The 21,502-nt window shown below is 38.8% G+C and carries 18 protein-coding genes and 2 pseudogenes; all 20 read left to right on the top strand.

Annotated features, from left to right (window positions below; all coding sequences use genetic code 11):
* The first annotated feature begins 135 nt into the window (after positions 1-135).
* The 20 genes and pseudogenes from QWU_RS03745 (at position 136) to truB (ending at position 21,390) form a co-directional block, all read left to right on the top strand.
* Positions 136-1,989: a DNA polymerase III subunit gamma/tau gene (locus QWU_RS03745; protein WP_026017289.1), complete on the top strand. Its 1,854-nt coding sequence runs from the start codon at positions 136-138 to the stop codon at positions 1,987-1,989.
* Between the two features lie 14 nt (positions 1,990-2,003).
* Positions 2,004-2,327 carry a YbaB/EbfC family nucleoid-associated protein gene (locus QWU_RS03740; RefSeq protein WP_006589026.1) on the top strand — a complete coding sequence of 108 codons (324 nt, stop codon included), beginning with the start codon at positions 2,004-2,006 and terminating at the stop codon, positions 2,325-2,327.
* 36 nt (positions 2,328-2,363) lie between these two features.
* Positions 2,364-2,968: pseudogene (gene recR / locus QWU_RS09025) on the top strand (recombination mediator RecR).
* A 67-nt stretch (positions 2,969-3,035) separates the two neighbouring features.
* Positions 3,036-4,064 carry a YeiH family protein gene (locus QWU_RS03730; RefSeq protein ID WP_006589024.1) on the top strand — a complete coding sequence of 343 codons (1,029 nt, stop codon included), beginning with the start codon at positions 3,036-3,038 and terminating at the stop codon, positions 4,062-4,064.
* Positions 4,065-4,541: 477 nt separating this feature from the next.
* On the top strand, positions 4,542-5,234 hold the full coding sequence (gene tsaB / locus QWU_RS03725; RefSeq protein WP_006589023.1) for a tRNA (adenosine(37)-N6)-threonylcarbamoyltransferase complex dimerization subunit type 1 TsaB: 693 nt from the start codon (positions 4,542-4,544) through the stop codon (positions 5,232-5,234).
* Entirely contained in the window at positions 5,234-5,728 is a 495-nt protein-coding gene (rimI, locus tag QWU_RS03720) for a ribosomal protein S18-alanine N-acetyltransferase (protein ID WP_006589022.1), read from the top strand. The genes tsaB and rimI overlap by 1 nt, the downstream gene beginning before the upstream one ends.
* Before the next feature lie 31 nt (positions 5,729-5,759).
* The gene (gene miaB / locus QWU_RS03715; protein WP_006589021.1) at positions 5,760-7,136 is read left to right on the top strand and encodes a tRNA (N6-isopentenyl adenosine(37)-C2)-methylthiotransferase MiaB; all 1,377 of its coding nucleotides are present in this window, start codon (positions 5,760-5,762) and stop codon (positions 7,134-7,136) included.
* A gap of 162 nt (positions 7,137-7,298) precedes the next feature.
* Entirely contained in the window at positions 7,299-8,420 is a 1,122-nt protein-coding gene (locus QWU_RS03710) for a PhoH family protein (RefSeq protein ID WP_017196227.1), read from the top strand.
* A 1-nt stretch (position 8,421) separates the two neighbouring features.
* Positions 8,422-8,895: an rRNA maturation RNase YbeY gene (ybeY, locus tag QWU_RS03705; RefSeq protein WP_006589019.1), complete on the top strand. Its 474-nt coding sequence runs from the start codon at positions 8,422-8,424 to the stop codon at positions 8,893-8,895.
* A 93-nt stretch (positions 8,896-8,988) separates the two neighbouring features.
* Positions 8,989-10,008, top strand: coding sequence for a hemolysin family protein (locus tag QWU_RS03700; protein ID WP_017196226.1), 1,020 nt, complete (start codon positions 8,989-8,991; stop codon positions 10,006-10,008).
* Positions 9,971-11,605, top strand: coding sequence for an apolipoprotein N-acyltransferase (gene lnt, locus QWU_RS03695; protein ID WP_017196225.1), 1,635 nt, complete (start codon positions 9,971-9,973; stop codon positions 11,603-11,605). Before QWU_RS03700 ends, lnt begins: the two co-directional genes overlap by 38 nt.
* A gap of 218 nt (positions 11,606-11,823) precedes the next feature.
* Positions 11,824-12,174: a helix-turn-helix domain-containing protein gene (locus QWU_RS03690; RefSeq protein ID WP_017196224.1), complete on the top strand. Its 351-nt coding sequence runs from the start codon at positions 11,824-11,826 to the stop codon at positions 12,172-12,174.
* 128 nt (positions 12,175-12,302) lie between these two features.
* Entirely contained in the window at positions 12,303-13,580 is a 1,278-nt protein-coding gene (metK, locus tag QWU_RS03685) for a methionine adenosyltransferase (RefSeq protein ID WP_017196223.1), read from the top strand.
* Positions 13,567-14,268, top strand: a complete 702-nt coding sequence (locus QWU_RS03680) for a tRNA (guanine(46)-N(7))-methyltransferase TrmB (protein WP_006589014.1) — start codon at positions 13,567-13,569, stop codon at positions 14,266-14,268. Before metK ends, QWU_RS03680 begins: the two co-directional genes overlap by 14 nt.
* Before the next feature lie 127 nt (positions 14,269-14,395).
* A complete protein-coding gene (rimP, locus tag QWU_RS03675; protein ID WP_035462000.1) occupies positions 14,396-15,046 on the top strand; it encodes a ribosome maturation factor RimP in 651 nt (216 codons plus the stop codon).
* A gap of 46 nt (positions 15,047-15,092) precedes the next feature.
* Entirely contained in the window at positions 15,093-16,724 is a 1,632-nt protein-coding gene (nusA, locus tag QWU_RS03670) for a transcription termination factor NusA (protein ID WP_006589012.1), read from the top strand.
* 1 nt (position 16,725) lies between these two features.
* On the top strand, positions 16,726-17,361 hold the full coding sequence (locus QWU_RS03665) for an RNA-binding protein (RefSeq protein ID WP_006589011.1): 636 nt from the start codon (positions 16,726-16,728) through the stop codon (positions 17,359-17,361).
* Positions 17,358-19,886: a translation initiation factor IF-2 gene (gene infB, locus QWU_RS03660; RefSeq protein WP_017196219.1), complete on the top strand. Its 2,529-nt coding sequence runs from the start codon at positions 17,358-17,360 to the stop codon at positions 19,884-19,886. The genes QWU_RS03665 and infB overlap by 4 nt, the downstream gene beginning before the upstream one ends.
* A 124-nt stretch (positions 19,887-20,010) precedes the next feature.
* A complete protein-coding gene (rbfA, locus tag QWU_RS03655; RefSeq protein WP_274532052.1) occupies positions 20,011-20,427 on the top strand; it encodes a 30S ribosome-binding factor RbfA in 417 nt (138 codons plus the stop codon).
* A gap of 4 nt (positions 20,428-20,431) precedes the next feature.
* A pseudogene (gene truB / locus QWU_RS09020) lies at positions 20,432-21,390 on the top strand (tRNA pseudouridine(55) synthase TruB).
* Positions 21,391-21,502 lie beyond the last annotated feature (112 nt).

Here is a 21,502-nt window from a genome sequence, read left to right as displayed (position 1 = left end):
TATTTTAAAGAAAATTGTCCTCTTTTGAGAAAATAATTTGATTGAGAAAAAATCCTTTTATATTAGATTAGGGTGTTAATCTTTGCCTTCGTATTATCGAACTGTACGCATAAGAGCTTCAAAGTGGAATCATTGATAAAAAATATGCCGGTAGAAAAAAACTATCGTGTTCTTGCTCGCAAATATCGCCCTCAAAACTTCTCTGACCTCATTGGTCAAGAGGCTATGGTGCGTACTCTCACCAACGCTTTTGAAACGGGTCGTATTGCGCAAGCGTGGATGCTAACAGGAATTCGTGGAGTAGGTAAAACTACAACTGCGCGTATTTTGGCACGTGCACTCAACTACAAAACAAAGGATATTGACCAACCAACAACCATATTGAATACACTTGGTGAACATTGTACACAAATCATTGAAGGACGCCATATCGATGTTATAGAAATGGATGCAGCGTCGCATACGGGTATTGATGATATTCGTGAAATTATTGAACAAATACGTTACCGTCCTGTTGCTGCACGCTATAAAGTTTATATTATTGATGAAGTGCACATGCTTTCAACGCAAGCATTTAATGGCTTATTAAAAACACTTGAAGAACCACCAGCACATGTAAAATTTATTTTTGCAACGACAGAAATCCGCAAAGTTCCTATTACGATTCTTTCGCGTTGCCAGCGTTTTGACCTACGGCGTATTGAATCGACAATTTTGAGCGCGCATTTGCGCCAAATTGCAAAATGTGAAAACGTAGAAGTGGAAGATCAAGCAATCTCCATGATTGTTCGCGCTGCGGAAGGCTCTGTACGTGACGCATTATCTATTTTTGATCAAGCAATTGCGCATAGCTACGGCAACGTCAGTGCTCTTGCAGTGCGTGCTATGTTAGGCTTAGCTGATCAAGCACGTGTTATTGATCTCTTTGAATTTATCATGAAGGGTAATGTTGTAAATGCATTACATGAATTTCGTAGCCAATACGATGCAGGTGCTGATCCTCTTACTATATTGACAGAATTGGCTGATTTCAATCATCTGGTTACACGTCTACGTTTTACTCCAGAGATAGCTGAAGATCTCTCACTTACTGAAGATGAACGTTTAAGAAGCTTAGATTTTTCACAAAAACTTTCCATCCCTATTTTATCCCGAAACTGGCAAATGTTACTCAAAGGCTTACAAGAAGTAAATCAGACAACACATCCTCTTCAAGCCGCAGAAATGCTACTCATTCGTCTTGCTCACACTGCTGATCTCCCTACTCTTGATGAAGCTTTGAAAAAGCTTATGCAAGAAAAAGCGCCTCTCACAATTGTTCCAAATTCTTCTCGTCACGAATCCACAAATACAAATAATCTGTCAACAGCAGTATATGCTCATTCTCCCTTAAAAACTCCAAATACACCAATCCGCCAATCAGATTTAAAAATACCTGCGGAACAACAATTTAACCACTCCTTGCAAGAAAAAGATCCAGTCAAAATTCAAACTCTTGAAAGCACTGATTCCTCTGAAGTAACAGAAATTATTAAATCGCAAACCATTATTATAAATTCCTTATACGATATTGTTAAATTAGCCGAGCAGCATAACGATATTCAATTTAAAATACTTGTTAGAGAATTTGTTCATCCTGTTTCTTTTAAACCTGGGCATATTACCTTAAGACTTTCTAAAGATGCCCCACATTCTCTTGCTAGTGATATAGAAAAAATGCTTTCCCAATGGACTGGGAAACGCTGGACTATCACCTTTGTTAATGAAGGAGGAGGACCAACCCTACAGGAAGAAAGTCTAGCTATTCAAAAAACTCTTTTTTCCAATGCAGAGGCCGATCCTGATATCGCAAAAATCCTCAATCATTTCCCAGAAGCAAAAATTGTCGATATTCGCTTAAATAAACAAGAAAACGATCTTGATTTATCCCCTGATACTTTTAAAAATACCAAAACTTTTGAAAATGAAAATAATATCAACGATGAATAAGGATACTCATTTCTATGCGTGACATGATGAGCATGATGAAAAAAGCCAAAGAAATGCAAGAGAAAATGCAGAAAATTCAAGAAGAAGTAGCAAGCCTACAAGTGACTGGTACTTCTGGTGGTGGTCTTGTCAACATCACCTTAAACGGCAAAAATATCATAACAAAAATCGAAATTGATCCTTCGTTACTCAAGCCTGAAGAAGCTGAAATTCTTGAAGATCTGATTATGGCAGCCTATAATGAAGCTAAAACAAAAATTGAAACAGCTATAGAAGAAAAAACTAAAAACATAACAGCAGGGCTACCACTACCATCAGGTTTCAAACTCCCATTCTAATGAACCGGATTTTATTGAATCCCTTGGAACGATAATATGTCTAAACACATTGCAGGACCTGAAATTGAGCGTCTTATTCAGCTTTTAGCGCGAATACCAGGTCTTGGACCGCGTTCGGCGCGCCGTGCTGTTCTTCACCTTATCAAAAAAAAGAAACATTATTGGAACCTTTAGGAGCAGCAATACAAACAGCAGTAGACAAAGTCTGCATTTGTTCTGTTTGCGGAAATGTAGATACAATTGATCCTTGTTCGATTTGTACAGATCCACGCCGCGATGATACAACAATTATTGTTGTTGAGGATATTGCTGATCTGTGGGCTCTTGAACGCGCAAAAACTTTAGCAGCACGTTATCATGTATTGGGTGGACGTCTCTCTGCCTTAGATGGGATAGGTCCTGACGAACTCAAAATCGCTCCCTTAGTACAGCGCGTTGTAGAAAACTCGATTACGGAGATTATTCTAGCGGTCAACGCTACTGTTGAAGGCCAAACAACTGCTCACTACATCACTGACCAGCTCTCTAACTTCTCCGTTAAAATTACTCGACTTGCACATGGAGTACCTGTGGGAGGCGAACTCGATTATCTTGATGATGGAACTTTAGCAGCAGCTTTACAAGCAAGAACAAATCTCTAAAATTTTTCTCTTTTACCTGTTCTCTGTCTTTATTCACTACCATTTCTTTTTAGGGGGCAATATTAAAATGATAAAGAAAAATCTCTCACTTTTAAACAACTTTGCTCCTGGTATTCTAGTATGTTTACTCATATCAGCCTTAGCTTATGGCTTAGAAATTATAGAAAAACAGCTTTTCGCAGAAGCGTGGCTTGAAAGCCTTGTTTTGGCAATTCTTTTGGGATCTATTGCTCGTAGTTGTTTTAATTTGCCAACATATTTTCAAAAAGGTATCACCTTTTGTGCAAAAACACTTCTCGAAATTGCTATTGTTCTTTTAGGAGCAAGCATTAGCATTAACACAGTTCTTTCCGCGGGTTGGAATTTACTTGCTAGCATCATATTCGTTATATTTGTAACAATTATCCTCAGTTTCTCCATCAGCCGACTCTTCGGGCTTTCTACACATTTAGCAATGCTAGTCGCTTGTGGAAATGCTATTTGTGGCAATTCAGCCATTGTTGCCGTTGCACCTGTCATTAAAGCAAAACATGACGATGTAGCTGCGTCAATTGCTTTCACTGCTCTTTTAGGGATTCTTATTATTTTATTTCTACCCTTTTTACATCCACTTCTGAATTTGTCATTTAGCCAATACGGTGTACTGGCCGGCATGGTTGTTTATGCTGTACCACAGGTTTTAGCAGCAACAGCATCTGTCTCTTTTGTAAGTGTTCAAATTGCAACCGTTGTTAAACTGGTGCGGGTTTTAATGTTAGGACCTCTTATTTTCGCTTTGTCAATCATCTATAATCGATCAGCACAAACACGCTTACGTCTACACACCCTCGTCCCATGGTTTATTATTGGTTTTATTATCATGATGCTTGTTCGCTCAAGTGGTCTTATCCCTGAAAAAACTATTAATCCCATCAAACTTATCGCTCAGTTGTTGACCGTTATTTCAATGGCTGCATTAGGATTAGGCGTTGATATCCACTCGTTAAAAAAAGCAGGATGGCGTGTCGTTTTGGCCTCGACTTGCTCCATACTTATCCTTGGCATTTGTAGCCTTATCATGATACAATTGAGTGGTATGAATCATATAACTTTTTGAAATAACACATTAAAATACTTTTTCTTTTTTCAGCAAAGTTTGTAAACACTTCTAAAGGTGTTTATGGGCACTGAAATAGTCTTCATTATAAAACTATTTTTATTATTTTATATAAAAGAACGAATGCGCTTTGATGTTAATAGTAATAGCAAGCGTTAAATTTCTCATCCAACTGCTTTTCAGTATATAATTACTTGCAAGCAAGTATGGTACAAAAATGCATAATTCAGCAAAAAAATGCTGTTTTTTATTTTTTGCTGCTTTAACAAAAATCAAGTTTTTACAAAAAGCTTATAGAATATGCTCTTATTTGGGAAAAATAAATGTGATTTCATAATTTTTCCCTTTCGGATTGTTTTTACTTACTATGTGTTGTAACAGGATATAATAAGGATTCAATTAACGCTCAATGTATCCAATAAAAAACTAGAAAACACAGCAGATTTTTTTATCATATTATCCAACTAAAATATTTTTATGCTTATACTTGCCATAGATACTGCTTCAATTTATTGTGCCGTTGCGCTCATTCGTCATAAATCTGTCATTGCACATATCAGCGAACGCATGAGTAAAGGGCATGCCGAAAAACTCATTGGATACATTGCACAAATAACTGACCAAACTAATATTACTCTTGATCAAGTTGATCGTATTGCTGTTAATATTGGACCTGGATCGTTTACTGGTGTGCGTGTCGGTGTTTCAACAGCAAGAGCTTTAGCATTAGCGCTAGAAATACCAGCTGTTGGAGTAAGCGCACTTGAGGCACTGGCAGCACAAGCAATAACTAACAAAAATACTGCATCAGCAATAGCAACCACCGTTGTCATTGAAGCCGGAAGAAATATGTTCTATCATCAAAACTTCAATGAAGATCTCACACCTTTAGGACTACCTGGATTAAAAACAATTGAAAATATCATCGAAGATTTACCCCAGCCAACGAGACTAACTGGTCCAGCAGCTGATATTATTGCACTGTACATTAAAAACAATAAGGTAAACAGAAAAATCGTACGAGACCCAATTCTCTACGAAGCAGCTGATATTGTAAGCTATGCCCATCTTGCTGCAAACAAACAACCACAAAATCCACCCTGCCCACTCTATTTACGCAATGCTGACGTAAAACAACAAACTGGTTTTGCTTTACCACGAAAAAAATAATGTCCGAGTTTTCATTGATAAAAAAATATTTTTATATTGCTCCGCTACAAGCTAATGATAGTGCTTCCTTTCATAAAATTCACCAGTACTGTTTTGTTCCTGCTTGGGAAAAACGAGCCTTTGATAATTTCTTAATAGATCACTCTATCTTTGGATACAAAGCCTCTCTCATTGGTCAACCAGATCAAATCGTAGGATTTTGCCTCTGCCGACTCATTCTTGATGAAGCAGAAATCATCACAATTGCCGTTCATCCTCATTTTCGTCGACAAGGAATTGGCACTTTGCTTATCGATAGTACACTACGCCATCTTCGCCATGAACGTGCTATAAAACTTTTCCTAGAAGTAGAAGAGACGAATCTTTCTGCCTTGAATCTTTATCAGCGTTTCCAATTTCAAAAAATTGCTAAACGCCCTGCTTATTACCCATCAAAAAACAGTCGCATAGATGCAATTGTTATGCAAAAAACTTTTAAGCAAACAACAGATTGAGATTTGCGTAAAAAACATTTAGACATGCGTTATGAATAAAGTAAATTCTAAAAATAAGTCCCCTGTTGCTCCTAAAAAGGTTTTTATCAAAACCTATGGGTGTCAAATGAATGTTTATGACAGCCAACGGATGACTGATAGTCTCAGTTCACAAGGTTATGTTACTACACAAACACCAAATGATGCTGACTTGATTCTTGTTAATACCTGCCATATTCGTGAAAAAGCAGCAGAAAAACTCTATTCTGACCTCGGTCGTTTGCGCGTGCTGCGTCAAGAACGGGCACCTGACAAGCCTCTGATGGTTGGTGTGACTGGTTGTGTTGCACAAGCCGAGGGCAGTGAAATCTTGCGCCGTGCTCCAACCGTGGATCTCGTTATTGGTCCGCAAATGTATCACCGTTTACCAGACTTGTTAGAAAAGGCCAAACAAGGCAAAAAAGTTATCGAAACAGACTACGCTGTCGAAGATAAATTTGCTCATTTGCCGCCTCACAATAAACGTGCTGTAAGAAAACGAGGTGTTAGTGCATTTTTAACAGTGCAAGAAGGCTGTGACAAATTTTGTACTTTTTGTGTTGTTCCCTACACACGAGGTGCTGAAATATCACGACCTGTTGAACAAATTACTGAAGAAGCACGCCAACTCATTGAAGCTGGTGTCAAAGAAATTACGCTCCTTGGACAAAATGTAAATGGTTGGCATGGACAAAGTGCTCATGGAAAAACTTGGCGTCTTGGTGATCTTCTCTATCATCTCGCCAAACTGGATGGTTTAAAGCGTCTACGTTATACAACCAGCCACCCACGAGATATGGATGACAGCCTTATTGCCGCACATCGAGATCTTGACATATTGATGCCTTACCTGCATCTCCCTGTCCAATCAGGTTCCGATCGCATCTTAAAAGCAATGAATCGCCAACATAAAAGCATTCATTATCTTCAGCTTATCGAAAAAATTCGGACCGCACGACCTGATATTGCTTTTTCAGGCGATTTTATCGTAGGATTTCCAGGAGAAACAGATGAAGACTTTGAAGAAACCATTAAACTTATTAAACAAGTGCAATACAGTTCAGCCTATTCTTTCAAGTATTCACCTCGTCCTGGAACAGTTGGTGCAACAATGAAAAATCATGTTGATGAAGCTGTAAAGGATGCTCGACTCCAGCATTTGCAGGTTCTCCTTCTTGAGCAGCAAGATGCATTTTTGCGTTCTAAAATTGGTCAAACAACCGATGTTCTGATTGAAAAAGCTGGACGTCACTCAGGACAAATGGTAGGTCGTTCACCTTGGCTTTTACCTGTTGTTGTAGAGACACAAGCCTCTATGGGCTCTGTGGTAACAACACATATTAAAAATGTGAGTTCAAATAGTTTTGTCGGTGAGATACCAAATGTATAAACATGTCTGGAATGTCCTAATTTACCACAAAGATTTTAGGAAGCTCTTTTATTTTTGAAGAAAATGATTACATCTAAACCTTATATTCTATGAAAGATAAAATACCTTTTATAAAATTCGTTAAAGAAAGTATACAAATTTATATAGATATGGGAGAATAGGTTGAAAGCTTCAACCGAAAAAGTAAAGCGCATTAGAGAAAAAGCAAATGCTTACCCTGAAAATACTGGTATCTTGGGAAAAGCAAGAACATCAGATGCGCATCAAGTTGTTCTTATCTTTGAAAACAATAAATATGCGAAGGCAGTTTTTGGTAAACTTGATGAAAATCTTATCTATATCGAACAAAAACTCGAACTTAGCATTCATCCGCGCGGTAATGAGATCTTAATCCGTGGGAATATTGCTGCTATAAAACAGGCACAATATGTATTGCAACAGCTTTATGAATCCGCCAAAATACACCAAGAGCTCACTTTATCAGATATAGAAGGAGCAATTGCCATGGCAAATTTACTACAAGAACAGCAAGAAACCCTCACAACGATACAACCTGCAAAAAAACATATCCCCGCACAATTACATACCCATAAAAAAATAATCCATGCGAGATCCTCAACACAAGATGCTTACATACGTGCAATGGAGAGTAATGAACTTGTTTTTGGTGTAGGACCTGCAGGAACAGGCAAAACATATCTTGCTGTTGCTCATGCTACAATGCTTTTAGAGCGTGGTATCATTGAACGAATTGTCCTGTCACGTCCCGCCGTTGAAGCTGGAGAGCACCTTGGCTTTCTTCCCGGAGATCTTAAAGAAAAAGTCGATCCGTATTTACGTCCACTTTATGACGCCCTTTATGATATGATCCCCGTTGAAAAAGTCGAGCGCATTTTAACTTCTGGCGTCATAGAAATTGCCCCTCTTGCTTTCATGCGCGGACGAACACTTGCCCATGCAGCTGTCATTCTTGATGAGGCACAAAATACCACACCTATGCAAATGAAAATGTTCCTCACACGACTTGGGGAAGGAACACGTATGATCGTAACCGGTGATGTAAGTCAAATTGATTTGCCTACTGGACAAAAATCAGGTTTAATCGAAGCAATACGCATTCTTTCACATATAGAAAATATTGCGATTATTCGTTTTGATGAAAAAGATGTTGTACGCCATCCCCTTGTAGCCGCTATCGTCCGTGCTTATGATCATGATTCTGCTATACAAATTAAAGAAATGTCTTCTTCAAATAGTTCGTCGAAAACAGTGAATTCAATTTAGCATGATTACTATTGATATAACTATTGAGAGCTCTGGATGGGATGATGAACAAATGCTTTATGATATCGCTGAAAAAGCATTAACAACGACAATGCATCACCTTTCATTAGAAAATATTGTAAGTGAAATTAGTCTGCTTTTTACAGATGATAAATATATGGCGCAGATCAATGCGCAATGGCGTGGTAAAAATAAACCAACCAATGTATTGTCCTTTCCTGCTTTTCCACTTAAAGTTGGACAAACACCAGGACCTATGCTCGGTGATATTATTATTGCGCGAGAAACGGTTTTACTTGAAGCATCGACAGAAGGAAAATTATTTCAGGATCATTTGACGCATATGATTGTTCATGGTGTTCTTCACCTTCTTGGTTATAATCATGAAACAGATGATGAAGCGCACCAAATGGAAAAACTTGAAAAGGAAATTCTTCAAAAGTTTTCCATAAAGGATCCCTATAGTGAATTTTAAAATGAGAAAAATTAACTTTTAAAATTAATATCACCATCATACAATTTAAAATCTCTTATGCCTCTAAAAAGAAAGTTTGAAGATTTCAAAATCATGGCAAATAAAATAAATGCACCAAATAACCGCCAAATATCTTCTCATATTGAAGAACACTCCTCACAACAAGCAAATCACACGGAAAAATACTCCCTGATAAATCATTTGTTTTCGTTTTTACGTGGACGCAATTATACGTCATTGCGTGATGACCTTACCGTTGCGCTCACCGCTAACAATGAAAAAGACACAACCCTCTTCTCACCTGAAGAACGTACTATGCTACATAATATCTTACGTCTGCGTGAAGCACGAGTTGATGATGTTATGATTCCACGCTCTGAAATCGAAGCATTGGAAATAAACACTTCCCTTGGGGAAGCTCTTAAATGTTTTGCAAAAATTGGCCATTCTCGCGTACCTGTTTATGCTGAAACTTTAGATGATCCACGGGGAATGATCCATATCCGCGATATCCTTAATTATATAACTCGTTTTATTATCAACTCACCCCAAACAGAGCAGAAATCTGATTTTCTTCAATTAAACCATACGCATTTACACACTCCAATAGGTGAATTGGATTTGATTCGTGCTGTTCTCTTTGTCCCTAGTTCCATGCTGGCAAGCAAATTACTCACACGTATGCAAACCACACGAACACAGATGGCTTTGGTTATTGATGAACATGGTGGCACAGACGGTTTAGTTTCTATGGAAGATATCGTCGAATTAGTCGTTGGTGATATCGAAGATGAACATGATCATATTGACAATGCTATCGTGCGCGAACCTAATAATAGATGGCTTGTTGACGCAAAAACTGAACTAGAAGATGTGGAAAAAGCTCTCGGTCCTGATTTTATCGTCGGCGAATATGGTGATGAAGTTGATACCATTGGTGGTTTGATTGTTTCCATTCTTGATCGCATTCCTGCAAAAGGTGAAGTTATTGAAGCAGTTCCTGGTTATCAATTTCGTATTTTAGAAGCTGATAAACGCCGGATTAAGCGATTGCGCATTTTTCGCATCCCAGAAAATGAGAATTTTGAAAAAAATGCTCTTTCTAAAAAATAGTCAAATGCTTTTAGGTAGTTTCATAGTTTTCTTATCTTCTCTTACCGGTTGGAAACGGCAAGCGTGGATATTTTTATGTGGTGCACTTACGTCTTTTGCGCTTCCACCTTTTTATTTGACACCTCTGTGTTTTTTAACTTTTCCTATCTTTATTGTTTTACTTGACTCAATCTATACTATCCAAAACAATAAAAAGCGCTTTCTAACCTATGCTCTAAGTTGTGGAATCTTTGGCTTCAGCTATTTTATTTGCAGCCTTTGGTGGTTGTGCAATGCTTTGTTGACGGATCCAGTTACTTTTGGCTGGGCAGTGCCATTTGCCATTTTGGGTCCTCCCCTCTATCTTTCCCTTTATTGGTTTTTTGCTGGTTTCATTGTCGGTTTTTTATGGACAAAAGGAATAGCACGTTTTTTTGTTTTGGCTTTTGCGCTGGGACTGGCAGAATGGTTGCGCGCTATCCTATTTACGGGCTTTCCATGGAATGCCCTTGGTTATACAGCTATGCCCACCCCTATATTCATGCAATTAGATGCAATCGTGGGGCTTTATGGAATGAATATTCTTGCTGTTTTAGTCTATAGTTTACCTACTGTTCTATTAACGGACGAAAAAAAGAAAACCGCACTTTTTCTTTGCTTATCACTTATAGTAATTCACAGTAGTTTTGGACTTTATCGCCTCAATACTGCAGCGAGCATCACTGATGATCAAAAAAATCATTATTGGGTGCGCATTATTCAGCCTTCTATACAGCAAAATATAAAACTGAATAATACAACACGAGAAGCTATATTTGAAGCTCATATGCATTTAAGTGCAATACCAACAGCAGATCACAATAGAGAACCTGATTTTATCATATGGCCAGAAGCATCTGTTCCCTATATTCTCAATGACTCACCTGCTATCGCAATGCACATTGCCTCTCTTCTTAAACCCAGACAGTGGGCTATCCTTGGTGCTATACGTGCCAATGATGATCCTCTTAATGAGCAAACACAATATTTTAATACGATTGCAGTCATTAACAATAAAGGTGATATTTTAGACACTTCTGACAAACTGCACTTGGTTCCTTTTGGTGAATATCTTCCTTATCAAAATTTATTGGAAAAAATTGGATTGCGTGCCCTCGCTGATACTATTGGTGGATATAGCGCTGCAAGCGTACGAAAAACTGTTATGATGCCAAATGGGTTTTCTTATCTTCCGTTAATTTGTTATGAGGTAATATTTCCTAATGAAATGACTTTTAAAGGCTCCCCTCCCCAAGCAATCATTAATATTACAAATGATGCATGGTTTGGTGTAACGCCTGGTCCATATCAACATCTTCAACAAGCACAGCTTCGTGCTGTTGAACTGGGAATCCCCCTTATACGAGCAGCCAATAATGGAATATCGGCTGTTATTGATTCTTATGGGCGAATCATTGTAGCTCTCCAGCAAAATGCTATTGGCATTATTGATTCACCAGTTCCATCATCCATTACCCCCATAGGAAGCAATGAATATAGAATATTCTCTACTTTTATCTTATTTATTCTTATGCTATTGTGCCGTATCAGTTTTGGTTCTACAAAACATCTTAAATGATTCAAATGCCCATATACGGTATTACATTGTGTATGCTGGGTGTATGCCGGTAATATTGGGAAAAAGTGTTACATATTATATTAATTATATGATAAACCAACTTTAGAGAAATCTGTTGTTGGTTTAGAAGCAAAGTGCTGGAAACTAAAGAGTTGCATTATGGCCGAGACTAAAAAAAACCCGATCCTATAGACATCTATGTTGGAACCCGTATTCGTTTGCGTCGTAATATTTTGGGGCTTACTCAAGAGAAACTAGGTGAAAAATTAGGTGTTACCTTCCAGCAAATTCAAAAATACGAAAAAGGTACAAACCGTATTGGAGCAAGTCGTCTTCAAGCAATTGCGGAAATTATGGATGTTCCTGTTTCTTATTTTTTCGATAAAGGTATGCAGACACAACATGCAGAAGGTTTTTCTGAAAGCGACAATGATTTTATAGATTTTTGCTCCAGCAATGAAGGAATCCAATTAATGCGTGCTTTTACAAATATTTCTGATGCTAAAGTGCGTAGGAAAATCATTGACTTAGCAAAAGCACTTTCTGAAGAAGAACAAGCTGTAAAATAAAAATTACGTATTTTCTTTCAGTGAAACTTATAAATTGAGTATTGACGATTTGCCATGTGGTTGGCAAATAGGGGCAGCCTTAACAGATAATTAATAAACCATTGGTTTTCTTTTTTGAAGGAGTTCCTATGCCGCGTCAAGATTATCTTTTTACGAGTGAGTCGGTATCAGAAGGACATCCTGATAAGATTTGTGATCGTATTTCCGATGAAATCGTTGATATGGTCTATAGAGAAGCGCAAAAAACTGGTACAAATCCATGGTTGATACGGGTTGCATGTGAAACTCTTGTGAGTGTGAATCGTGTTGTTATCGCTGGTGAAGTGCGTGTTCCTGATACGCTCTTTAAAAGAGATAAAAATAAAAAATTTATCTACGATAAAACTGGTCGTCCACTTATTAATCCTGCGCGTTTTCGCACAGTAGCGCGTCGTGCTATTCGTGCAATTGGTTATGAACAAGCAGGGTTTCATTGGAAAACTGTTAAAATTGATGTTCTTTTACGTCCTCAATCAACAGACATTGCATGCGGTGTTGATAATGCTATGGATCGAAATGGGGAAGAAGGTGCAGGTGATCAGGGTATCATGTTCGGATATGCTTGCCGTGAAACACCCGATCTCATGCCTGCACCGATTTATTATGCCCATAAGATTTTAAAACTTCTCGCCGCTGCCCGCCATAAAGGAGAAGGAGAAACTGCTAAATTAGGACCAGATGCAAAAAGCCAAATAACAATACGGTACAAAAATGGAAAGCCTATAGAGGTAACGTCCATTGTTCTTTCAACACAACATTTAGATGAAAGTTGGGATTCTCATAAAGTCCGTAAAGTGGTTGAGCCTTATATTCGTCAAGCTTTACATGATATCCCTATTTCTGATCAATGCCGTTGGTATATCAACCCAACAGGAAAATTTGTGATTGGTGGTCCTCAAAGTGATGCGGGACTAACAGGACGCAAAATTATCGTTGACACTTATGGAGGTGCAGCCCCCCATGGTGGTGGTGCCTTTTCAGGCAAAGATACGACAAAAGTTGATCGTTCCGCAGCCTATGCTGCACGCTATTTAGCTAAAAATATTGTTGCAGCTGATTTAGCAGAACGATGCACCATTCAACTTTCCTATGCAATTGGTGTTGCACAACCCTTATCTATTTATCTTAATCTTCATGGAACAGGGAAAGTCGATGAAAAAATTCTTGAAACAGCCATCCGCAAAATAATGGACCTTTCGCCAACTGGCATTCGAAAACACCTTAACCTCAATAAACCTATTTATACAAAAACAGCTGCTTATGGTCATTTTGGACGCAAACCAGAACCTGATGGTTCGTTTTCATGGGAAAAAACGGATCTGATTAAGACACTTCAAACATTGATTAAATACCATGATGAACCATAATACACGTATGCGTGAGGCCTTTTTTGGTCGCCGGCAAGGAAAACGGCTACGAAACAATCAACTTGCGCGTATAAAAATGCTTCTCCCAACTCTTAACATTGATTTAAATACCCTCGCGCCCTTAGACTTGACATGCTTATTTCCTACTAAAGTAAGTGAAGTTCGGCTTGAAATTGGTTTTGGTGGTGGTGAACATTTGCTCCATGAAATGGAACATTTTCCACAAACTGGTTTTATTGGCATCGAACCCTTTATCAATGGCATGGCAAAAATGCTAATGTCCCTTGAACAGCACAAACAACATCAAAATCATATTCGACTTTATGATGATGACGCCACTCAACTTCTTGATTGGCTTCCAGATGCATCACTTGACGGAATAGATCTCTTCTATCCTGATCCATGGCCTAAAAAGAAACATTGGAAACGACGTTTCATCAACATAAAAAATCTTAACCGTTTTGCTCGCGTTCTTAAAACAGGTAAAAATTTCCGCTTTGCTAGTGATATAGAGAGTTATGTAAACTGGACCCTCTACTATTGTGTACAGCATAGCAGCTTTGAGTGGGAAGCAGAAAGCCCTAGGGATTGGCAAAACCCTTATCCACTATGGATAGGTACCCGTTATGAAGCAAAAGCTCTACGCGGAGGACGAACACCAGTCTATCTTACCTTTATTAAGAAATAAATGAAGAAACGCTTTTCTTATAAATAACTTGAAAAATTTTGAATTTAAGAGTATCAATAGTGAAATTCTTGGTCTTATGATGAAGAGTGGGGCATTGCACCCGCTCTTTTTTAGTGTCATAAGACTGATGAAAATGACTTGGATAAAATGTATGGGTAAAACTGAAAAAATAAGTAATCTTGATGAGCCGCGTCTGTTTGAAGAAGATGGCATTGAGGCGCGCGTTGGGATTCTTGTGGCACCATTGCTTAAGCCTTTAGGTTTTCGTTTGGTTCGTGTAAAGCTTCTTGGCTTAAATGGTTTAACTCTTCAAATTATGGTAGAACGCGCTGATGGCTCTATGACCGTAGAAGATTGTGAAACTGTTAGTCGAACTGTTTCACCCCTTCTTGATGTGCAAAATGTTATTGAACGTAAATATCATTTAGAAATTTCATCTCCTGGAATTGATCGTCCACTGGTAAGGAAATCTGACTTTTTTCAGTGGCAAGGACATCTTGCAAAAATTGAAACAAAAATCACAATTGATGGACGCAGAAAATTTCGTGGAACACTTACAAATATCACACAAGATGGATTTACTTTAAACACCGATAAAGCTGCTTATGGAGAAGCTATGTATCTCTCTATTCCCTTTTGTGATATCATAAATGCGCATTTAGTGCTAACAGATGAACTTATTCGTGATACATTGAAAAAAAATAAAAATTTAAGTCAACAATTCATTCCCGAAGATAATCCTCATATCTCAAAACAAACGTCAAATTACAAAGATTAATATCACTGGGAATGCCTATCATGTGGCACAAAGAAGGAGAAAATTGATGGCTACAAGCGCTAACAGGCTTGAAATTCTGCAAATTGCAGATGCTGTTGCACGTGAAAAGTCAATTGACCGTGACATTGTCATTTCTGCAATGGCCGATGCTATTCAGAAAGCGGCACGTTCTCGTTATGGTCAGGAAACTAATATTCGTGCTGAAATCAATTCCAAAACAGGTGAAATTAAATTACAACGCTTACTCAAAATCGTTGATATCGTTGAAGATTATGCAAATGAAATCACTTTGTCCGATGCACTCAAACGCCAAGCAGATGCAAAAATTGGTGATTTTTTTGCTGATCTTTTGCCTCCTATGGATTTTGGGCGTATTGCGGCACAATCTGCTAAACAGGTTATTGTACAAAAGGTACGCGATGCAGAACGTGATCAACAATATGAAGAATTTAAAAATAAAATTGGGGAAATTATTTCTGGTGTAGTAAAACGTGTGGAATATGGCAATGTTATTGTTGATCTAGGACGGGGAGAAGCTATCGTGCGCCGTGATGAATTAATTCCCCGTGAATCTTTCCGCTATGGGGATCGTATTCGTGCTTATGTCAATGACGTGCACCGTGAATCGCGTGGTCCACAAATTTTCCTTTCACGCACACATCCTCAATTTATGGTAAAATTGTTTACCATGGAAGTACCAGAAATTTATGATGGTATTATAGAAATTAAATCTGTTGCCCGTGATCCAGGTTCACGTGCTAAAATTGCTGTTGTCTCACGGGACGGTTCCATTGATCCTGTTGGAGCGTGTGTTGGAATGCGAGGAAGCCGTGTGCAAGCTGTTGTTGCAGAACTACAAGGAGAAAAAATTGATATTATTCCTTGGTCCCCTGATGCAGCAACATTTATCGTTAATGCACTACAACCTGCTGAAGTTTCAAAAGTTGTGCTGGATGAAGATGCAGAACGTATTGAAGTCATTGTGCCTGATGACCAACTTAGCCTTGCTATTGGACGACGTGGACAAAATGTTCGTTTAGCCTCACAATTAACAGGATGGAATATTGATATTTTAACGGAAAAGGAAGAATCTGAAAATCGTCAGAAAGAATTTACTGAACGCAGTAAACTGTTTATGGAATCCTTAGATGTTGATGAAATGATTGGGCAGGTTATGGCATCAGAAGGCTTTTCTTCTATTGAGGAAATCGCCTATATTGACCTTGAAGAAATTGCCTCCATTGATGGTTTTGATCATGAAACTGCTGTCGAAATCCAAAGCCGTGCGCATGAATATCTCGAACATAAAGAAAAAGAACTCGATGAAAAGCGTAAAAAACTCGGTGTTTGTGATGAATTGCGAACACTGCCTGGTATGACGAGCGCTATGTTGGTTGCTGTTGGTGAAGATGGTGTAAAGACAATGGAAGACTTTGCTGGCTATGCAGTCGACGATTTGGCTGGTTGGAGAGAACGTAAAGAAGGTCAAACACAAAATTTTTCTGGTATCCTAACCCCGTTTGATATTACACGTGCTGACGCAGAAGCTATGGTTTTAGCCGCACGTGTGCAAGCAGGCTGGATAAACGAAGCTGATCTTGTTAAAGAAACTCTTACTGAGAATGAAAATTCTGTAAAAGATAAAAACATTGATAATTCAAACGTGGATGCACTTTAAAATGAATGAACGGACTTGCATTGTGACCAGAAAAAGCGCTTCAGCAAAAATGCTGATCCGTTTTGTTATTGGTCTCAATAATCAAATTGTCCCAGATCTTAAAGCCAATTTGCCAGGACGTGGTGTTTGGGTTTCTGCCCATCATTCTGTCATTGAAAAAGCAGTCAAACAAAAAGCTTTTCATAGAAATTTTAAAACAGAAGTTGAGGTTGCGCCAAATCTTGCACATATTGTTGATACACTTTTGCTAAAAGCTGCTCTTGCAAGCCTTTCTATGGCGAGAAAAGCAGGTGCCGTTGTTATGGGAGCAACAAAAGTTGATGCTGCTATCCGCTCTGGTCAAGTCATTCTCGTACTTCATGCTAAAGAAACTACAGAAGATGGAAAACGAAAAATTGCACAAGCCATCCATGCAGTACAACAACAAACAAATCGGAATATAAAAACCATATCTTTATTTACAAGTGATGAAATGCGGGTGGCTTTTGGTGCTAATCCTGTTATGCATGCAGCCTTATTAGACATTAAAGCTGCTGAAGGATTTCTCAAAACGATACGTAGACTACTCGTCTATCGTGATGAAAAGCACAGCAAGTTTGGTGAGATGACGGCTCAAGCCGTGAAGGAAGTACAATGAGTGAAAAGAATAACGACAAAATAACAGTCAAAAGGACACTAACCCTCAAGCGGTCAATCCTAGAAACGAGTACGGTTAAACAAAATTTTAGCCATGGCCGTACAAAGGCTGTGGTTGTCGAAACTAAACGGCGTAAAATTACACGACCTGATGAAAAAGCTGAAATACAACAGCCGATTACAAAACCGCATGTGGCTCCCCAACGCTCTAAGTTACGATTCGAAGAAGAAAAACCCAGCAAACCTGTCGCTAAGAACAATCTCTCATCTGCTGAAATGGAAGCAAGGCTTCGTGCATTAGAAGAAGCGCACATCCAAGAACAAATAACGCGTGAACAAGCCGAAAAAGAAGAAAGACGTGCAAAAGAGCGTGAAGAAAGTTTGCAGCGGTCAATTCAGGAAACAGAAATACATCAAGAACAAGAGGAAGAAAGTCCACCGGTAGAGACTTTACCTTTTCGCTCTACTCCGTCTATTATAGAACCAATAAATATTCCTATTGCGCCTAAAAATACGACTGTGGGTGAAAAACGTAAAGCAAATGAGAATAAAGAAGATGACCGACATAGTCGACGTGCTAATCCTGCTAAATCAGAGATTCGTGCTCCAAAGGTTGTAAAAGGAGCAGATGAGCGGCGCCGTGGAAAGCTTACTCTCAATAGTGCTCTGGATGAAGAGGGGAATGCGCGTGGACGTTCAATGGCCGCGATGCGCCGCAGGCAGGAAAAATTTAAACGTGCACAAAACCAAGAACCAAGAGAAAAAATTTCTCGCGAAGTTGTTCTTCCTGAAACTATTACAATTCAAGAACTCGCACAACGCATGACTGAACGTTCCGTTGATGTGATTAAATTTCTGATGAAACAGGGACAAATGATGAAACCTGGCGATGTTATCGATGCAGATGTTGCTGAACTTATCGCTGTTGAATTTGGTCACACTGTCAAACGTGTTTTGGAATCTGATGTGGAAGAAGGCATTTTTAATATCACTGATAATCCTCAAAAAATGCGTTCCCGTCCACCCGTTGTAACGATTATGGGCCATGTCGACCATGGAAAAACTTCTCTTCTTGATGCTATTCGAAAAGCTAATGTTGTTTCTGGTGAAGCCGGTGGTATTACGCAGCATATCGGTGCTTATCAAGTAGAGCAAAATGGCCAAAAAATTACCTTTATTGATACACCCGGACATGCTGCCTTCACAGCTATGCGTGCTCGTGGTGCTCGTGTTACGGATATTGCCGTTCTAGTCGTAGCGGCTGATGATAGTGTCATGCCGCAGACAATTGAATCAATCAATCATGCCAAAGCTGCTGGTGTACCTATTATTGTCGCTATCAATAAAATTGATAAACCAGCCGCAAACGCACAGAAAGTACGTACAGAACTTTTACAGCATGAAGTGTTTGTTGAAACTATAGGTGGAGAGACTTTGGACGTTGAAGTTTCTGCTAAAACTGGACAAAATCTTGATAAACTTCTCGAAGCTATTCTTCTTCAAGCTGAAATGCTTGATCTCAAAGCAGATCCTAAACGAACCGCAGAAGGTGTTGTTATTGAAGCCAAACTGGATCGTGGACGTGGATCTGTTGCAACAGTTCTGATTCAAAAAGGGACATTGCATCCTTCTGATATTATTGTTGCCGGCAATGAATGGGGGCGTGTACGCGCTTTGATTGACGACCATGGTCGTCACGTTAAAGAAGCGGTTCCTTCTACACCTATTGAAATTTTAGGTATGCAAGGAACACCACAAGCTGGTGATCGTTTTGCCGTTGTCAGTCATGAGGCAAAAGCACGCGAAATTGCTGAATACCGTCAGCGACTAGCACGTGATAAAGCTGTCGCTCGACAAACTGGTTCCCGTGGTTCTCTTGAGCAAATGATGACAAAATTGCAAACCACTGGCATTAAAGAATTTCCTCTTATTATTAAAGGGGATGTGCAGGGATCAATTGAAGCAATCTCTTCAGCATTAGAAAAGCTTGGAAATGAAGAAGTGCGTGCACGTATTGTACATTCTGGTGCTGGAGGTATCACTGAAAGTGATATTTCTCTTGCAGAAGCTTCTAACTCGGCTGTGATTGGCTTTAATGTTCGTGCTAATAAACAAGCACGTGACTCTGCTAAAACACAGGGCATTGAAATTCGCTATTATAATATCATCTATGATCTTGTTGATGATATAAAAGCTGCCATGTCAGGATTGCTTTCACCAGAACAGCGTGAAACTTTCCTTGGAAATGCTGAAATTTTAGAAGTCTTTAATATTACAAAAATTGGAAAAGTAGCAGGTTGTCGTGTTACAGAAGGCAAAATAGAACGGGGAGCTGGTGTTCGTCTTATCCGTGATAATATTGTCATTCATGAAGGAAAACTGAAAACACTCAAACGCTTCAAAGATGAAGTTAATGAAGTGCAAAGTGGTCAGGAATGCGGAATAGCCTTTGAAAACTATGAAGACATACGTGCGGGAGATATTATTGAAATTTTCCGTATCGAACACATTAATCGTACATTATAAAATGATCTAATAACTTCGCTCAGCCGAAAAATAAGGAAAGTTATTGGATTTATATGAAGCATCTCTATTCTTTCTTAATCTTTTGAGATGATCAAAAAAGAGGTGTCATAATAAGGATAAAACTTTGATGAAAAATGCAAGGCCATCACAACGGCAACTCAGAGTAGGAGAGCAAGTGCGCCATGCAGTAGCATATATATTGCAGCGCAGTATTTTACTTGAGGATCTTTTGAAAAATATGGTGGTTTCAGTCTCTGAAGTACGCATGTCACCAGATTTAAAAATTGCTACCTGCTTTATTTCTCCCCTCAGTACTGTTGAGAATGCATCTCATGTTGATGTCGTTGATGTCCTCAATAAACATAGTCGTTTTATCCGTGGAGAAATCAGTCATGCATTGCGACAAATGAAATATATGCCTGAACTACGTTTTCGTCTTGATAGTAGTTTTGATAATTTTTCAAAAATTGATGCCCTGCTCCGCTTACCTGAGGTAGCACGCGATCTTAACCAAAATAATAGTGATGAGCTTGAGGATTAAAAATATGGCACGGCAACGCAAAAAAAAGGCCGTTCTGTTTCTGGTTGGATTATATTTGATAAACCAAAAGGAATGAGATCGACAGAAGCTGTCTCACAAATCAAATGGCTCTTTCATGCGCAAAAAGCAGGACATGCAGGTACACTAGATCCTCTTGCTTCTGGTCTCCTGCCAATTGCATTGGGTGAAGCAACAAAAACCGTTCCCTACGTTATGCAAGGTACAAAAACCTACCGTTTCCATATCGTTTGGGGAGAAGAGCGTTCAACAGACGATTTAGAAGGTGAAGTAACAAAGACATCTCTCAAACGTCCAACACGCGAAGAAATACTCGCCCTTCTCCCTCAATATACAGGCATTATTTTGCAAATACCTCCACAATTTTCGGCAATTAAAATTGCCGGTAATCGTGCCTACGACCTAGCACGTGAGGGTGAAATTGTTGAAATTCCACCACGCCAAGTGGAAATAAAAACTTTTAAATTAATAGAAATTGCTACCAGCGAGCGTTCTATCTTTGAAATAACCTGTGGAAAAGGAACCTATGTGCGCTCCTTAGCACGCGATATGGGACGTGATCTCGGTTGTTATGGATATATTGCTGATTTAAGACGTATCGCAGTGGAGCCTTTTTGTGAAAATGATCTCATCACATGGGACAAACTAAAAGCAGCAACACTGAATAAAAGTGTAACAAATGAAAATGATGCTCCTCCCAAAAGAGATTTTTCAACACTTGATACACTTTTAATTAAAACAGGTGCTGCGCTGGATTGTCTTTCTCATTATACACTTAGCGAAATCCAAGCACAGAGAGTTATGATGGGCAATCCAGTTCCCCTCTGTGATTATAATGCATCTATTAATGAAGTAGAGGTTTGCGTCATCTACAAAGGCCAACTTCTTGCTATAGGTACTCTTGATAAAAGTTTGTTCAAGCCAAAGCGGATTTTCACAATTTAATCCGTTCTTGCTCACAATCATCTCTTGGAAAAAATATTTTTTATATTAATTAAAGAGGAGGAAGCTTTTTTCACTGCTCTACACTCACCTTTTTATGATAATGCATATCAGA

The organism is Bartonella birtlesii IBS 325, assembly GCF_000273375.1.
Taxonomy (GTDB): Bacteria; Pseudomonadota; Alphaproteobacteria; order Rhizobiales; family Rhizobiaceae; genus Bartonella; species Bartonella birtlesii.
This window is presented reverse-complemented; position numbering and strand designations above follow the sequence as displayed.

What these genes read in the sequence shown, in the direction of transcription:
- QWU_RS03740 (WP_006589026.1), top strand. Translation starts at nt 2,004, where the DNA reads ATGCGTGACATGATGAGCATGATGAAAAAAGCCAAAGAAATGCAAGAG.
- QWU_RS03730 (WP_006589024.1), top strand. Translation starts at nt 3,036, where the DNA reads ATGATAAAGAAAAATCTCTCACTTTTAAACAACTTTGCTCCTGGTATT.
- tsaB (WP_006589023.1), top strand. Translation starts at nt 4,542, where the DNA reads ATGCTTATACTTGCCATAGATACTGCTTCAATTTATTGTGCCGTTGCG.
- rimI (WP_006589022.1), top strand. Translation starts at nt 5,234, where the DNA reads ATGTCCGAGTTTTCATTGATAAAAAAATATTTTTATATTGCTCCGCTA.
- miaB (WP_006589021.1), top strand. Translation starts at nt 5,760, where the DNA reads ATGAATAAAGTAAATTCTAAAAATAAGTCCCCTGTTGCTCCTAAAAAG.
- ybeY (WP_006589019.1), top strand. Translation starts at nt 8,422, where the DNA reads ATGATTACTATTGATATAACTATTGAGAGCTCTGGATGGGATGATGAA.
- QWU_RS03700 (WP_017196226.1), top strand. Translation starts at nt 8,989, where the DNA reads ATGGCAAATAAAATAAATGCACCAAATAACCGCCAAATATCTTCTCAT.
- lnt (WP_017196225.1), top strand. Translation starts at nt 9,971, where the DNA reads ATGAGAATTTTGAAAAAAATGCTCTTTCTAAAAAATAGTCAAATGCTT.
- metK (WP_017196223.1), top strand. Translation starts at nt 12,303, where the DNA reads ATGCCGCGTCAAGATTATCTTTTTACGAGTGAGTCGGTATCAGAAGGA.
- QWU_RS03680 (WP_006589014.1), top strand. Translation starts at nt 13,567, where the DNA reads ATGATGAACCATAATACACGTATGCGTGAGGCCTTTTTTGGTCGCCGG.
- rimP (WP_035462000.1), top strand. Translation starts at nt 14,396, where the DNA reads ATGAAAATGACTTGGATAAAATGTATGGGTAAAACTGAAAAAATAAGT.
- nusA (WP_006589012.1), top strand. Translation starts at nt 15,093, where the DNA reads ATGGCTACAAGCGCTAACAGGCTTGAAATTCTGCAAATTGCAGATGCT.
- QWU_RS03665 (WP_006589011.1), top strand. Translation starts at nt 16,726, where the DNA reads ATGAATGAACGGACTTGCATTGTGACCAGAAAAAGCGCTTCAGCAAAA.
- infB (WP_017196219.1), top strand. Translation starts at nt 17,358, where the DNA reads ATGAGTGAAAAGAATAACGACAAAATAACAGTCAAAAGGACACTAACC.